The following is a 14,086-nucleotide window of genomic DNA, read 5'->3' on the forward strand; positions in this document are numbered from 1 at the left end:
GGCGGAGTGGACGGGACTCGAACCCGCGACCCCCGGCGTGACAGGCCGGTATTCTAACCGACTGAACTACCACTCCTTAGTCGGCGTCTTCCGAAGCTTCGCTTCAGTCGACTGGGCGTCTGATTACGCCCTGTTGTTATGGCGTCCCCTAGGGGATTCGAACCCCTGTACTCACCGTGAAAGGGTGATGTCCTAGGCCTCTAGACGAAGGGGACAGAAACTTGTTTTACAACGCGCTTTCTGTCTTGCGCTGGAAAGTCCGCCATCATAGCAGGCTTTTTCGCGCCTGGGAAGCTTCTTTTCAGACGCCTCCCAAATTCTGGTGGAGCTAAGCGGGATCGAACCGCTGACCTCTTGCATGCCATGCAAGCGCTCTCCCAGCTGAGCTATAGCCCCGTATCCGATACTGCTGGACGGTTACTGCTGGACGGTTACTGCTGGAACCACCTTCGCTGCCTGCCGCTTACCGCAGCATTTGCAGCGAAGACAGGATTATATAGCGAATTTCGCAACGAATGCAACATTTTTTATTGCGTTTGCGGCGATTAACGACATAATGCCTCACCCAAAGAAAAACCCGCATGGCGCAAACCATGCGGGTTCAGTTTTGGCGGAGTGGACGGGACTCGAACCCGCGACCCCCGGCGTGACAGGCCGGTATTCTAACCGACTGAACTACCACTCCTTAGTCGGCGTCTTCCGAAGCTTCGCTTCGGTCGACTGGGCGTCTGATTACGCCCTGTTGTTATGGCGTCCCCTAGGGGATTCGAACCCCTGTACTCACCGTGAAAGGGTGATGTCCTAGGCCTCTAGACGAAGGGGACAGAAACTTGTCTTTCAACACGTTCCGTCTGGCGCCACCCTAAACAACCTGGATGACACCTAAATCTTGGTGGAGCTAAGCGGGATCGAACCGCTGACCTCTTGCATGCCATGCAAGCGCTCTCCCAGCTGAGCTATAGCCCCATGGTACTGCTCTTTACTGCAACTTGCTGCGTTTTCGCCTGAATTAACTACCGTTTCAAGCGAAGCCAAGATTATATATCAACTATTAATCTTTGCAAGCTCCCGTTTCAGCTTTTTTCGCTTTCCCGTCACTTCAAAAATCAGTTCGGAGATTGCGAAGATCCTTGCGGATCCGCCAGCCCGCTTGGTCAGGGACCGCGCCGCAGGGAGAAAGAGATTATGCGCAAGTCCGGCCCGGAGCGCAAGCCCCCGGCGCGGACTTTTTGCGACTTTTTATGCAGCTGCCGCCAGGCGGCGCAGCACCGTGTCGCGGCCGAACAGTTCCAGCACCGCATCGATGCCTGGCGTCTGCAGCTGGCCGGCCACCAGCAGGCGCACCGGCATGGCCAGCTTGGGCATCTTCAGGCCGAACTCGGCCAGCACGGCCTTGAAGGTGGCGCTGATGGCTTCGCGCTTCCATTCCGGCAGCGCGGCCAGCTGGTTGGCCAGCGCCGCCAGCGCGGGCTGGATTTCCGGGGTCAGGTGCTCGGCCTTGAGCGCGGCATCCGCCTGCGGCTCGCCGCGATAGAACAGCAGCGCCGCCTGCGCGACCTCCTTCAGCGTATTGGCGCGGTCCTTCACCAGCGCCACCACGCCGGCCAGGTCCGCCCCTTCCACCTTGCCGCCGAGCGCCTCGATAAACGGCTGCGTCAGCGTGGCCAGGCGCTGGTTGTCGCCGACCTTGATGTAGTGGTTGTTCAGCCAGGCCAGCTTCTCGGGGTTGTACTGGGCGGGCGACTTGCCCAGGTGCTCCAGGTCGAACCATTCAACGAACTGCTCGCGCGAGAAGATCTCGGCGTCGCCGTGGGCCCAGCCCAGGCGCGCCAGGTAGTTCAGCACGGCTTCGGGCAGATAGCCCTCGTCGCGGTAGCCGGTCACGGCCATGGCGCCATGGCGCTTGCTCATCTTCTCGCCCTGCTCGTTGAGCACGGTCGGCAGGTGGGCGTAGACCGGCGGCGTGCCGCCCAGCGCGCGGATGATGTTGATCTGACGCGGGGTGTTGTTGACGTGGTCGTCGCCGCGAATCACGTGGGTGATCTTCATATCGAGGTCGTCCACCACCACGCAGAAGTTGTACGTGGGGGTGCCGTCCGGGCGCGCGATCACCAGGTCGTCGAGTTCGTCGTTGGAGATCTCGATGCGGCCCTTGACCGCGTCATCCCACACCACGCTGCCGCCGATTGGATTCTTGAAGCGGATCACCGGATCGACCCCTGCCGGCGGCTCGGGCAGGACCTTGCCCGGCTCGGGACGCCAGAAGCCGTTGTAGCGCGGCTTCTCGCCGCGCTCGCGCTGGGCTTCGCGCAGGGCATCCAGCTCTTCGGTGCTCATGTAGCAGCGGTAGGCCAGGCCGGACTCAACCATCTGCGCGACCACTTCACGATAGCGGTCCATGCGCTGCATCTGGTAGAACGGACCTTCGTCGATATCCATCTCCAGCCAGGCCATGCTCTCGAGGATCACGTCGACCGCTTCCTGCGACGAACGCTCGACGTCGGTGTCTTCGATGCGCAGGATAAAGTCGCCCTTCATGCGGCGGGCGAAGGCCCAGGGATAGAGCGCGGAGCGGATATTGCCGAGGTGGATAAAACCGGTCGGGCTCGGCGCAAAGCGGGTGCGGACGCGTTGGGTCATGGTCAGGGGCAGAAACAAGAAAGCCCGCGCGCAGCGGCGCGCAGGCTGGTGTATGTGCAGGTCTTACATTATACCAACGCGCATCCCTCGCCCCGCCCGGCGTGCCACCGCCGTGCGGAATCATTTATGCTTGCGCCGGTCTGAGGTGATGCCGCTGATCCAGGCAATTCGATGCCAGCCCCATTGAGGAGCGCCCGCATCACATCCCTGTATCCGCCGGTCCCACCTGGCTACTGATCTCGCTTCATGCAACGACGTCATTTCCTCGGTATCTCCGCGGCCGCCCTGCTGGCGGGCTGCTCGTTCGGCCCGCGTCCCGCGCCGCCGCTCGCCACCACCCCGCCCGCGCCGCGGCCCGTCAAGATCGGCCTGGCGCTGGGCGGCGGCGCGGCGCGCGGCTTTGCCCATATCGGCGTGATCAAGGCGCTCGAAGCGCAAGGCATCCATGCCGACCTGGTCACCGGCACCAGCGCCGGCGCGGTCGTGGCGGCGCTTTACGCCAGCGGACTGAATGGCTTCCAGCTGAACAAGCTGGCGCTGACCATGGACGAGGCTGCCATCGCCGACTGGGCCCTGCCCTTCGGCACCCGCTTCGGCGGCTGGCTCAAGGGCGAGGCGCTGCAGAACTACATCAACCGGCTGGTGCAGAACCGGACCATCGAGGCCATGAAGCTGCCGCTGGGCATTGTCGCCACCGATCTCAAGAGCGGCGAGAAAATCCTGTTCCGCCGCGGCAACACAGGCCAGGCCGTGCGCGCGTCGAGCAGCGTGCCCGGGGTGTTCCAGCCGGTGTCGATCCAGGGTCACGACTATGTCGACGGCGGCCTGGTCGAGCCCGTGCCGGTGGATTCCGCGCGCGGCATGGGCGCGGACTTTGTCATCGCGGTCAACATCTCGGCCGACCCGTCGGCGCAGAAGAACGCGGGCCAGAGCGGCGTGCTGCTGCAGACCACCGCGATCATGGGCCAGTCGATCAACAAGATGGCACTGGCGCGCGCCGACGTGGTGATCCGCCCCGAGCTGCCCGATATGGGCGGCAGCGACTTCAACGCCCGCAACCGGGCCATACTGGCCGGCGAACAGGCCACCACGGCGGTGATGGCAACGCTGCGGCAGCGGCTGGAACAGGCCCGCCTGGCACCAGCCGGAACGGTCGCAGTGCAATAGCCCGGGGAGCACGCCCCGCCAAAGAAAAAAGGACTGTCGCAGCAGTCCTTTTTGCTTGTAGCGCGCCGGAAACTCAGCCGCCGTACATCGATGCGCGGACAACCTTGGGGTCATAGCGCTTGAGCGTCTCGACCATGTCGCCGAGGCCATCGGCGCCGCCCTCCTTGCCATCCTCGATGCGGCGGGCGCCGTTGTAGCGGGTCACCCAGTAAGACGCACGCATGTCGTCGACTCGGATCTTGCTGCCCGTGGACGGGGCATGCACGAACTTGTTGTCGCCGATATAGATGCCGACGTGCGAGAAGGTCTGGCGCATGGTGTTGAAGAACACCAGGTCGCCCGGACGCAGGTCGGTGGCCGCCACGGTGGTGCCGACACGGCTGATTTCGACAGAGCGGCGCGGCAGCATGAAGCCGAAGGTGTCCTGGAACACGTAGCGGACGAAGCCGCTGCAGTCCAGGCCGGATTCGGGGCTGTTGCCGCCGAAGCGGTAACGCACGCCAATCAGGCCCAGCGCATTCATGACCAGGTCGCCAGCCTTGCTGGCAACGTTGCTGGTGGAATTCACCACCGACGACAGCAAGCCGCGCTTGCCTTCCGCATGCGAATCCGCGGCGTGGGCCGTGGCATCGATACGGGCGTCGGCATCCTTGAATACCGTATCCGCCAGCACTCCATTCGACACAGTCGCACCGCAGACAATGGCAATTCCGACGGCGGCACGCGCCAGGGAATGAAGTACCGATCGCTGCATTGGTTCTCCCGTTGATCGTTCCAAAGCAAGCCCCGGCACGAGTCCGGGGCAGCTGCTTATATGTGAAATTCGCGTGAACTTCGCGAGAAATTCATGTGAACCTGCGGGGTGAACCCTATGCAACATCCGCACCAGGCTTTCCGGGCCTGTCTTGCACCGCAAACGTGCTATGCACGATCCAATGCGTCGGACGGACCACCCCCAAAACTAGTTCTCGCGGGATGGTAAAGGGTTGTCATTCACATGTCAAAGTTCGTTACAAATTCGCCGGATTTGACTGGCGAATCAAGGATATAGGCGGGAATTCGCACCTTGTTTATCGGATTGATCCGAACAACCGGATGCTAGCCAGGCGGGGCCGCGGCGTTGCTGCGCCGCACACCTCCGGGTCAGCCAGCGCCGACCTGCGCCGCCGCCATCAGCTTGCGCGTATAGGGGTGCCGGGGTGCGCCCAGCACCGCTTCGGTGTCGCCGGCCTCGACCACCTCCCCTGCCTTCATCACGAAAACCCGATGCGCCATGGCCCGGATCACCGCCAGGTCATGGCTGATGAACAGGTAGGTGAGGTTGTACTTGTGCTGCAGCTGGGACAGCAGCGCCAGCACCTGCTGCTGGATCGACACGTCCAGCGCCGAGGTGGGCTCGTCCAGCACCAGGATCTGCGGCTTGAGGATCAGCACCCGGGCAATGGCGATGCGCTGCCGCTGCCCGCCCGAGAATTCATGCGGATAGCGGCCCAGCGCGGTGCGGTCCAGGCCGACCTCGCGCAGGGCTTCGATCACGCGCTGGCGCGTGCCCTCGTGCGACAGCCCGGGCTGGTGCAGCGCCAGGCCTTCGCCGACGATCTGCTCGATGGTCATGCGCGGCGCCAGCGAGCCGAACGGGTCCTGGAACACCACCTGCATGCGCGCGCGCAACTGGCGGCGATCGTCGCGCGTGGCGGTGTCGAAGCTGCGGCCGAGGAAATGGATGGTGCCGCCGCTCTTGCGCTGCAGCGCCAGCACGGTATGCGCCAGCGTGGTCTTGCCCGAACCGGACTCGCCGACGATGCCGACGGTCTCGCCCTCGCGCAGCTGGAAGTCCACGTCCTTGACCGCCGCAAACTGGTCCTTGCCGAACCAGCCGGCCAGCCCGCGGCGCTTGCGCGCGTAGTTGACGCTCAGCTTGCGCGCTTCCAGCAGCACCGGCGCCAGCGGCACCAGCGGCAGCACCTCGCGCCTGGGGCGGCTGTCGATCAGCTTGCGGGTGTAGGGGTGCTGGGGGGCGGCAAACACCTGCGCGGTCTCGCCGGTCTCGACCAGCACGCCCTTCTCCATCACGCCCACGCGCTGGGCAAAGGAACGCACCAGGTTGAGGTCATGGGTGATCAGCATCACCGCCATGCCGAACTCGGCCTGCAGGTCACGCAGCAGGTCCATGATCTGGGCGCGGATGGTCACGTCCAGCGCCGTGGTCGGCTCGTCGGCGAGCAGCAGCTTGGGGCGGCAGGCCAGCGCCATGGCGATCATGGCGCGCTGGCGCTGGCCGCCCGAGAGCTGGTGCGGGAAGCTGTCGAAGCGGTGCGCGGCGTCGCTAATGCCGGTGCGCTCCAGCAGCGCGATGGCGCGCTCGCGCGCGGCGCGGCGGTCCAGGCCCTCGTGCAGCGCCAGCGTCTCGACGATCTGGTTGCCGATGGTGTACAGCGGGTTGAGCGCCGTCATCGGCTCCTGGAAAATCATCGCGATCTCGGCGCCGCGGATGCCGCGCATCTCGCGGTCCGACACCTCCAGCAGGTTCTTGCCCTCGAAGCGGATCGCGCCGTCGTAGTAGGCGTCTTCCACCAGCCGCAGCATCGCCAGCGCGGTCACGGTCTTGCCCGAGCCCGACTCGCCCACCAGCGCGTAGCGCTCGCCCGCGCGCAGGTCGAAGCTGACTTCACGCACGGCACGGGTGGCATGCTCGCCGTGGCCGAAGGTGACGGAAAGTTTGTCGACGCACATCAGCGTGGAACCGGGCGCCGGCGCCGCGGCCGGCGCCACGGCCGGCTGGATCACGGGAGACACCGCGGTCATGGCGTGGCCTCCGGTGCCGCCCCGGTCGGCGCGCCGGCCGGGATCTTGGGTTCGACCCGGCCGCGCAGCGCCGCCAGGCCCAGGCGGGTATCGAAGGCATCGCGCAGCGCGTCGCCCATGAAGGTCAGCAGCAGCAGCGTGACCACCAGCACCGCGAAGGTCGACAGCGAAATCCACCACGCATCCAGGTTGGCCTTGCCCTGCGCCAGCAGCTCGCCCAGGCTGGGCGTGGTCGGCGGCACGCCCATGCCGAGGAAGTCCAGGCTGGTCAGCGCCAGGATCGCGGCGCTCATGCGGAACGGCAGGAAGGTGATCACCGGGGTCAGGCTGTTAGGCAGGATATGGCGCCACATGATCTGCACGTTGGACAGGCCCAGCGCGCGCGCGGCCTTGACGTAGTCGAGCGAGCGGTTGCGGTAGAACTCGGCGCGCACGTAGTCGGACAGGCCCATCCAGCCGAACAGCGACAGCAGGATAATCAGCAGCGCCAGGCTGGGCTCGAAGATCGAGGCAAAGATGATCAGCAGGTACAGCTCCGGCATCGAGCTCCAGATCTCGATGGCACGCTGCGAGAACAGGTCGAAGCGCCCGCCGAAGAAGCCCATCAGCGCCCCGGTCAGCGTGCCCACCAGCACCCCGATCACGGTCAGCGCCAGGCTGAACAGCACCGACACGCGGAAGCCGTACAGCAGCCGGGCCAGGATGTCGCGGCCGCGGTCGTCGGTGCCCAGCCAGTTCTCTGCCGACGGCGGCGCCGGGTTGGGCTCCTTGGCAAAGTAGTTGAGCGAGTCGTACGAATAATGGTTCAGCGGGAACACCGCGAAGTTGCCGTTGGTGGTGATGCGGTCGCGGATATACGGATCGAGGTAGTCCGCGGGCGTGGCGAAATCGCCGTCGAAGGTGGTTTCCGGGTAGACCTTGACGATGGGGAAATACCATTCGCCCTTGTAGTGCACCACCAGCGGCCGGTTGCTGGACAGCAGCTCGGCGCCCAGGCTCAGCACGAAGATGACCACGAAGATCACCAGGCTCCAGTAGCCGCGCCGGTTGCGGCGAAAGCGCTGCCAGGCGCGCTGGCGCGGCGAAGGCGAATGCGGCAGCCCGTTGGGGGCCGCGTGCGTGAACAGTTTCATCGGTGCAAGCCCTCGAAATGGATGCGCGGGTCCACCAGCACGTAGCAGACATCGGAGATCAGGCGCGTGACCAGCCCGATCAGCGTGAACAGGTAGAGCGTGCCCAGCACCACCGGATAGTCGCGCCGCAGCACCGCCTCATAGGACAGCAGGCCCAGCCCGTCGAGCGAGAACAGCGTCTCGATCAGCAGCGAGCCGGTGAAGAAGGCGCCGATGAACGCGGCCGGGAATCCCGTCACCAGCGGGATCAGCGCGTTGCGGAACACGTGCTTCCACAGCACGCGGCGCTCGCCCAGGCCCTTGGCGCGCGCGGTCAGCACGTATTGCTTGCGGATTTCCTCAAGGAAGGCATTCTTGGTCAGCATGGTGACCACCGCGAAGCTGCCCACCACCGATGCCGTGATCGGCAGCACCAGGTGCCACAGGTAGTCCATCACCTTGCCCATCAGCGAGAGCTGCTCCCAGTTGTCGGAGGTCAGCCCGCGCAGCGGGAACCACTGCACGAAGGTGCCGCCGCCGAACAGCACCAGCAGCAGCACGCCCAGCACGAAGCCGGGGATGGCATAGCCCACCAGCACGATGATGCTGGTCACCACGTCAAAGCGGCTGCCCGCGCGGATGGCCTTGGAAATGCCCAGCGGCACCGATATCAGGTAGGTCAGGAAGAAGGTCCACAAACCCAGGCTGACCGACACCGGCAGCTTGGACTTGACCAGCTCCCACACGCTGCGGTGCTGGAAATAGCTCTGGCCCAGGTCGAACTGGGCAAAGCGCTTGAGCATCAGGAAGTAGCGCTCCAGCGGCGGTTTGTCAAAGCCATACAGGGCCTGGATCTCCTTGATCTTCTCGGGGTCGACGCCGCGCCGCCCGCGGTATTCGGCGCCACCGCCGCTGGCTTCGCCGGCACCGCCCCGCCCTTTCAGTTCCATCATCATCTGCTCGACCGGGCCACCCGGCACGAACTGGATCACCACGAAGGTCAGCGTGATGACCCCGATCAACGTCGGGATCATCAGCAGAATGCGCTTGAGCAGGTAGGCAAGCATCGGCCGGTCCTCTTCCTTGTCTTGTTCGCGGCGGGCGCGTCAGCGTGCCTGCGGCTGCAGGTCCGTGCGCCACCATTGGCTCAGGATCCAGCCTTCGGCCGTGTAGTAATAGGGAAGGCGCTCCGGGTAGGCCAGCGTCTTGCGGTAGGACACGCGGTGCGATGCGCTGTACCAGTTCGGCACGATGTAGTAGCCATGCATCAGCACCCGGTCCAGCGCCCGCCCGGCGGTGACCAGTTCCTGCCGGGTATGGGCGTGCAAGACGTTATCCACCAGCTTGTCGACCACGGGCGACTTCAGCCCGAACAGGTTGTCCGAGCCCGGCGTGCCGGCCGCCTCGCTGGAAAAGCGGTCGCGCAGCTCGTTGCCGGGGCTTTGCGAGTCGGGAAAGCGGATCGACACCATGTCGAAGTCGAAATCCTCCAGCCGCTTCTGGTACAGCGCAAAGTCCGTGGTGCGCTGGTTCACCTGGATACCAAGCTTCTCCAGGTTGCGCACATAGGTGGTGATGACGCGGCTCATGGCGCCGCCGTCGTCGAGGAACTCGAACACCAGCGTCTCGCCCTTGGCGTTGCGCAGCGCGCCATCCGTATAGGTCCAGCCGGCCTGGGCCAGCAGGCGCCGTGCCTGGCGCAGGTTGTCGCGCAGCGAACGCGGCGCCGCAGTGCTGGGCTGGACCACGTCCGGGCCGAACACCTCCGGCGGCAATTCCGCACGCAGCGGCTCAAGCAACGCCAGCTCGCCCGGGCTGGGCCGGCCATCGAAGGTGGCGCTGGCGGCCAGCTCGCTGTTGGAGAACCAGCTGTCCAGCCGCCTGTAGGCGCCGTAGAACAACTGCCGGTTCAGCCATTCGAAGTCCAGCGCAAGGATCAGGGCCTGGCGCACGCGCACGTCCTGGAACACCGGCTTGCGCATATTCATCACGAAGCCCTGCATGCCGGCACCGTTGCGGTGCGGGAACTCGGTTTTCAGCAGCTCGCCGTTGCGAAAGCGAGTGCCCTGGTAGCTCTTGGCCCAGTTCTTGGCCTTGTATTCGACGATGGCGTCGAACTCCCCTGCCTTGAATGCCTCGAGCTTGGCGGTCTCGTCCTTGTACAGGCGGTAGGCCACGCGCGCGAAATTGAAGGTGCCGCGGCGCACCGCGAGATCCTTGCCCCAGTACTTCGGGTCGCGCTGGAAGATGATGCCGCGGCCGGCGTCATAGCGCTCGATCAGGTAGGGGCCACTGGTGACCGGCGGCTCGAAGGTCAGCTTCTCGAACGGAACCTTGGCCGTCCATTTCTTCGAGAACACCGGCAGCGAGCCTACGATCAGCGGCAGCTCGCGGTTGCGCTGCTTGAATTCGAAGCGCACTGTGCGCTCGCCGGCGACGATCACCGCCTTCACATCGGTGCACATGCTGCGATAGCCCGGACTCGAGGCCTTGCTCATCAGCATGTCATAAGAATATTTGACATCCGACGCCAGCACCGGGTCGCCATTGGAGAAGCGCGCCTGGGGCCGGATGGTGAACGTGACCGACAGCTCGTCCGGCGCCACCGTGACATCCTCGGCGAGCAAGCCATAGGCGCTCGCGCTCTCGTCGGCGCTGCTGATCAGCAGCGACTCGAACATCAGCGCGTTCAGGCCGGGCGCCGACGTGCCCTTCAGCGTGAACGGATTGAACTTGTCGAAACTGGTACGCCGGTCCGGATTGGCGAGTGTCAGCGTGCCGCCGGCGGGTGCATTGGGATTGGCATAGTCGAAATGCCGGAAATCCGCCTGGTACTTCAGGTCCCCGTGCAGCGCGAAGCCATGCGCCGCCAGCGCCGGATTTGAAAAGAGAGAGACCCCCGCCGCCAGCGCCATCGCCAGCCCGCTTGCGACCCAACCGCGCAGTACTGCATCCCGCCGGAAGCACTGCCATGCCGCCTGAAGCGGCCAACGTGCTTGAATAGGCATCCCGTTGGATTCCTCCACTATGACCTGTGGGGCCCGGCATTCTGCGGCCGGGCCAAGTATGAGACAATTTTACATGCGTCGGGGGTGGCGCCAGCCATCCGGACATTCCCTCTGCGCGGCGCAATAAAAACGGCCGCAAGACAGCAAAGGCACGCGCACGGCCGCACGGCGGACGCACGAAGCGTGCCTGATACACCACCTTGGAGAACTTATGGGATTTCTGGCAGGTAAGCGGATCCTGATCACCGGCTTGCTCTCTAACCGGTCGATCGCCTATGGCATCGCGTCGGCGTGCAAACGCGAAGGCGCCGAACTGGCCTTCACCTATGTCGGCGAACGGTTCAAGGACCGGATCAGCGACTTTGCCAAGGAATTCGGCAGCGACCTGGTGTTCGAATGCGACGTCGGCAGCGACGAGCAGATCGCCGCGACCTTCGCCGCGCTGGGCCAGCGCTGGGATAAGTTCGACGGCCTGGTGCACTCGATCGGCTTCGCGCCGCGCGAGGCGATCGCCGGCGACTTCCTGGAAGGCCTGTCGCGCGAAGGTTTCCGCATCGCCCATGACATCTCCGCCTACAGCTTCCCGGCGCTGGCCAAGGCCGCGCTGCCGCTGCTGTCGGACAAGGCCTCGCTGCTGACGCTGACCTACCTGGGCGCAGAGCGCGTGGTTCCCAACTACAACACCATGGGCCTGGCCAAGGCCTCGCTGGAAGCCAGCGTGCGCTACCTGGCCTCGTCGGTCGGTCCGCGTGGCATCCGCGCCAACGGCATCTCCGCCGGCCCGATCAAGACCCTGGCCGCCTCGGGCATCAAGGGCTTCGGCAAGCTGCTCGGCCACTTCGAGCAGGCCGCGCCGCTGCGCCGCAACGTCACCATCGAAGAAGTCGGCAACGTGGCCGCCTTCCTGCTGTCCGACCTGGCCAGCGGCGTGACCGGTGAGATCACCTATGTCGACGGCGGCTTCAACGTGGTCGGCGCCAGCGTCGCGGACGCAGAGTAAGCCCGTCCCGCCAGCGGACCGCGGATGAAAAAGGGGTGCCCGATGAGGCACCCCTTTTTTTTGTTCCTTGCAGACCTGTGCGCGCACCCACCAGGTCCGCCTGCATCACGCCTGCGCCGCGACTGGCGCGCCCTGCCGGCCCATGCTCAGCATCGACCACGCATAGACCACCAGGCCGCCCAGCGCCAGCAGCAGGCCGACCCAGCCGGTGGACTCCCAGCCGTAGCCGGCGGCAATGGTCACCCCGCCCAGCCACGCGCCGAGCGCGTTGGCCATGTTGAAGGCCGAGTGGTTGAGGGCCGCGGCCAGCGTCTGCGCGTCGCCGGAGACATCCATCAGCCGGATCTGCAAGGCCGGGCCCAGTGCCACCGTGGTGCCCACCAGCAGCACATTGATGGCAGCCAGCCAGGGATGCGACGCGGTCAAGGCGAAGGCGCCCAGCACCAGCGCCGCCCACACCAGCACGCCGCCGATGGTCGGCATCAATGCCTTGTCGGCCAGCTTCGCGCCGGCAAGGTTGCCCGCCACCGTGCCGATGCCGAACAAGGCCAGCACCACCGGGATACCCGCCGCCGGCATATGCGCCAGCTCGAGCATGGTCGGCTTGATATAGCTGAACACCGAGAACATGCCGCCGAAGCCGATCGCGCCGATACCGAGCGTCAGCCAGACCTGCTTGCGCTTGAGCGCCGACAGCTCGCGCAGCGGGCTGGCACGCCGGTCGGCCGGCACGAACGGGACCCACCGCCACACCAGCAGCGCCGTCAGTGCACCGAGGGCACCGACAATCACGAAGGCCGAGCGCCAGCCCAGCCAGGTGCCGACCGTGGCGGCGATCGGCACGCCCACCAGCGTGGCAGTGGTCAGGCCCAGCATCACCAGCCCCACCGCCTGCGCGCGCCGTTCGCGCGGGACCAGGCTGGCGGCCACCAGCGCCGCCACGCCAAAGTACGTGCCATGCGGAAAACCCGTGAGCAGGCGCGCCACCATCATCGACAGATAGGAAGGCGCCAGCGCGCTGGCGATATTGCCGGCGGCAAACACCGCCATCAGCGCGATCAGCAGGTTGCGCCGCGGCCAGCGCGCGCCCAGCACCGCCAGCAGCGGCGCGCCGATGACCACGCCCAGCGCATAGGCGCTGATCAGGTGGCCGGCTTGCGGGATGGAGATGGCGAGGTCGCTGGCGGCATCGGGCAGCAGGCCCATGATGACGAATTCGCCGGTGCCGATGCCGAAGCTGCCGACCCCGAGCGCCAGCAGCGGCAGGCGGCCGGATGGATTGCTATCGCGGAAAGAAACGGAAGTGTCTGCGCCGCGGACGGGATCCGCGGCGGAATGTGCATGTGGGGCGGCCATGTACAGGATTGCAGGATGTTCAACAAAATGCCGCCCGCTGACGGGCGAGGTCAGTGCCCTCGCCTCTGATCGATCCAGCGTGCTCCTGTGCGGCGCGCAGGCTGTATTGTGCGGCAAAACCGCAAATCTTGCCCGCGCCGGCCTGACTGGCCGGCGTTGCTTACTTGGTCACGTGGACCAGCCGGTGCCACCAGTACCGAAGCGAGTGCTTCGCTATGCCGAACACCGGCTTGTGGTGGATGCCCACCCGGATGATGTAGCCGTAGACCCCGACCAACGCGGCCAGGAACACAAGGGACCAGACGACCCCTGCACTGTCGGTCTCAGTCATTTCTTCTTCTTGGCGACCTCATCGTGCCCGCGAAACTGGACCGTGCTGAAGGGTGAGGCCGGCACGGATGGCTTTTTCGGTTGCTTGGGTTTCTTGGCTTCGCGGCTGCTGCGTAGTTGACTCTTGGCCATGATGGGCTCCTGAATGGCTTGCCTGGAGATAATGGCAATCCCAGCATACGCGCTAAATCACCGGCGAAGGAAATATCTTTCGCGAAGAACGCGCCATGCGCTCCAGCAGGCCGCAGGGACACATGCCCAGCTTGCGGGAAACAGGCGCATACTGGGGGCGGCAGCACCGGCTGGCGCCAGCAAGCCCAACACGCACGGCGTACCGTGACCGGACAGGAGTCTGCAATGGCACTGAATTTTCCCAATCCCAGCCGCAGCTACGATGCGGCGCGGCACTGCGTTTGCTTCTGGGGCTACGACAACGCGCGCGAAGTGGCCTTTCAGGTCACTGACGAAATCCTTCTGCGCCTGAGCCACCAGGGTGCCGCGGAAGAATCCGCCCTTCTCGCCACCTTCGACCATCATCGGGACCAGATCCTGCAACTGGCCAGGGACCTCTACAACCCCGGGGAACGTACCACCTACACGATTTCCTGACCGGGAAAACGCAGCGGGGGGGGGGGGGGGGGGGGGGGGGGGGGGGGGGGGGGGGGGCG

Annotated in this window: 12 protein-coding genes and 6 tRNA genes; 3 read left to right on the forward strand and 15 right to left on the reverse strand. The window is 65.3% G+C overall.

Translation table 11 applies throughout. The features are described from left to right. Positions 1-2: 2 nt before the first annotated feature. The 7 genes from AC3WRR_RS32110 to gltX form a co-directional block, all read right to left on the reverse strand. Positions 3-76, reverse strand: a tRNA-Asp gene (locus AC3WRR_RS32110). Positions 77-139: 63 nt separating this feature from the next. Continuing rightward, positions 140-215, reverse strand: a tRNA-Glu gene (locus AC3WRR_RS32115). Between the two features lie 105 nt (positions 216-320). Further along, a tRNA-Ala gene (locus tag AC3WRR_RS32120) sits at positions 321-396 on the reverse strand. Between the two features lie 212 nt (positions 397-608). After that, positions 609-685, reverse strand: a tRNA-Asp gene (locus AC3WRR_RS32125). Between the two features lie 63 nt (positions 686-748). After that, positions 749-824: transfer RNA gene (locus tag AC3WRR_RS32130), tRNA-Glu, on the reverse strand. 66 nt (positions 825-890) lie between these two features. Beyond that, a tRNA-Ala gene (locus AC3WRR_RS32135) sits at positions 891-966 on the reverse strand. 273 nt (positions 967-1,239) lie between these two features. After that, entirely contained in the window at positions 1,240-2,640 is a 1,401-nt protein-coding gene (gltX, locus tag AC3WRR_RS32140) for a glutamate--tRNA ligase (protein WP_011615640.1), read from the reverse strand. Positions 2,641-2,886: 246 nt separating this feature from the next. Here gltX and AC3WRR_RS32145 point away from each other — a divergent pair, with 246 nt between their 5' ends. Next, positions 2,887-3,807, forward strand: coding sequence for a patatin-like phospholipase family protein (locus tag AC3WRR_RS32145; RefSeq protein WP_058697198.1), 921 nt, complete (start codon positions 2,887-2,889; stop codon positions 3,805-3,807). 73 nt (positions 3,808-3,880) lie between these two features. On the opposite strand, the gene AC3WRR_RS32150 is transcribed toward AC3WRR_RS32145, so the two are convergent. From AC3WRR_RS32150 to AC3WRR_RS32170, 5 genes are all read right to left on the reverse strand, one after another. Then, positions 3,881-4,561, reverse strand: a complete 681-nt coding sequence (locus AC3WRR_RS32150) for a C40 family peptidase (protein WP_010814273.1) — start codon at positions 4,559-4,561, stop codon at positions 3,881-3,883. Between the two features lie 389 nt (positions 4,562-4,950). Further along, positions 4,951-6,612, reverse strand: coding sequence for an ABC transporter ATP-binding protein (locus tag AC3WRR_RS32155; RefSeq protein ID WP_492299134.1), 1,662 nt, complete (start codon positions 6,610-6,612; stop codon positions 4,951-4,953). After that, a complete protein-coding gene (locus AC3WRR_RS32160; RefSeq protein WP_010814275.1) occupies positions 6,609-7,745 on the reverse strand; it encodes an ABC transporter permease in 1,137 nt (378 codons plus the stop codon). The genes AC3WRR_RS32155 and AC3WRR_RS32160 overlap by 4 nt, the downstream gene beginning before the upstream one ends. Continuing rightward, on the reverse strand, positions 7,742-8,791 hold the full coding sequence (locus tag AC3WRR_RS32165) for a microcin C ABC transporter permease YejB (RefSeq protein ID WP_010814276.1): 1,050 nt from the start codon (positions 8,789-8,791) through the stop codon (positions 7,742-7,744). Before AC3WRR_RS32165 ends, AC3WRR_RS32160 begins: the two co-directional genes overlap by 4 nt. A gap of 39 nt (positions 8,792-8,830) precedes the next feature. Then, positions 8,831-10,732, reverse strand: coding sequence for an extracellular solute-binding protein (locus AC3WRR_RS32170; protein WP_011615643.1), 1,902 nt, complete (start codon positions 10,730-10,732; stop codon positions 8,831-8,833). Positions 10,733-10,943: 211 nt separating this feature from the next. Here AC3WRR_RS32170 and fabI point away from each other — a divergent pair, with 211 nt between their 5' ends. After that, positions 10,944-11,732: an enoyl-ACP reductase FabI gene (gene fabI / locus AC3WRR_RS32175; RefSeq protein WP_010814278.1), complete on the forward strand. Its 789-nt coding sequence runs from the start codon at positions 10,944-10,946 to the stop codon at positions 11,730-11,732. A gap of 105 nt (positions 11,733-11,837) precedes the next feature. On the opposite strand, the gene AC3WRR_RS32180 is transcribed toward fabI, so the two are convergent. From AC3WRR_RS32180 to AC3WRR_RS32190, 3 genes are all read right to left on the reverse strand, one after another. Next, positions 11,838-13,088, reverse strand: coding sequence for an MFS transporter (locus tag AC3WRR_RS32180; protein WP_010814279.1), 1,251 nt, complete (start codon positions 13,086-13,088; stop codon positions 11,838-11,840). A gap of 160 nt (positions 13,089-13,248) precedes the next feature. Continuing rightward, positions 13,249-13,419, reverse strand: a complete 171-nt coding sequence (locus tag AC3WRR_RS32185) for a hypothetical protein (protein WP_010814280.1) — start codon at positions 13,417-13,419, stop codon at positions 13,249-13,251. Next, positions 13,416-13,550, reverse strand: coding sequence for a hypothetical protein (locus tag AC3WRR_RS32190; RefSeq protein ID WP_013957262.1), 135 nt, complete (start codon positions 13,548-13,550; stop codon positions 13,416-13,418). Before AC3WRR_RS32190 ends, AC3WRR_RS32185 begins: the two co-directional genes overlap by 4 nt. Before the next feature lie 225 nt (positions 13,551-13,775). Here AC3WRR_RS32190 and AC3WRR_RS32195 point away from each other — a divergent pair, with 225 nt between their 5' ends. Then, the gene (locus AC3WRR_RS32195; RefSeq protein ID WP_010814281.1) at positions 13,776-14,027 is read left to right on the forward strand and encodes a DUF1488 family protein; all 252 of its coding nucleotides are present in this window, start codon (positions 13,776-13,778) and stop codon (positions 14,025-14,027) included. Positions 14,028-14,086 lie beyond the last annotated feature (59 nt).

This window comes from Cupriavidus sp. FW305-3-2-15-C-LB2 (assembly GCF_058787575.1).

Excerpts from the sequence above, each read along its gene's own strand:
- AC3WRR_RS32180 (WP_010814279.1), bottom strand. The coding sequence starts at position 13,088 with ATGGCCGCCCCACATGCACATTCCGCCGCGGATCCCGTCCGCGGCGCA.
- AC3WRR_RS32155 (WP_492299134.1), bottom strand. The coding sequence starts at position 6,612 with ATGACCGCGGTGTCTCCCGTGATCCAGCCGGCCGTGGCGCCGGCCGCG.
- AC3WRR_RS32170 (WP_011615643.1), bottom strand. The coding sequence starts at position 10,732 with ATGCCTATTCAAGCACGTTGGCCGCTTCAGGCGGCATGGCAGTGCTTC.
- AC3WRR_RS32145 (WP_058697198.1), top strand. The coding sequence starts at position 2,887 with ATGCAACGACGTCATTTCCTCGGTATCTCCGCGGCCGCCCTGCTGGCG.
- AC3WRR_RS32165 (WP_010814276.1), bottom strand. The coding sequence starts at position 8,791 with ATGCTTGCCTACCTGCTCAAGCGCATTCTGCTGATGATCCCGACGTTG.
- AC3WRR_RS32190 (WP_013957262.1), bottom strand. The coding sequence starts at position 13,550 with ATGGCCAAGAGTCAACTACGCAGCAGCCGCGAAGCCAAGAAACCCAAG.
- fabI (WP_010814278.1), top strand. The coding sequence starts at position 10,944 with ATGGGATTTCTGGCAGGTAAGCGGATCCTGATCACCGGCTTGCTCTCT.
- AC3WRR_RS32195 (WP_010814281.1), top strand. The coding sequence starts at position 13,776 with ATGGCACTGAATTTTCCCAATCCCAGCCGCAGCTACGATGCGGCGCGG.
- gltX (WP_011615640.1), bottom strand. The coding sequence starts at position 2,640 with ATGACCCAACGCGTCCGCACCCGCTTTGCGCCGAGCCCGACCGGTTTT.
- AC3WRR_RS32160 (WP_010814275.1), bottom strand. The coding sequence starts at position 7,745 with ATGAAACTGTTCACGCACGCGGCCCCCAACGGGCTGCCGCATTCGCCT.
- AC3WRR_RS32150 (WP_010814273.1), bottom strand. The coding sequence starts at position 4,561 with ATGCAGCGATCGGTACTTCATTCCCTGGCGCGTGCCGCCGTCGGAATT.
- AC3WRR_RS32185 (WP_010814280.1), bottom strand. The coding sequence starts at position 13,419 with ATGACTGAGACCGACAGTGCAGGGGTCGTCTGGTCCCTTGTGTTCCTG.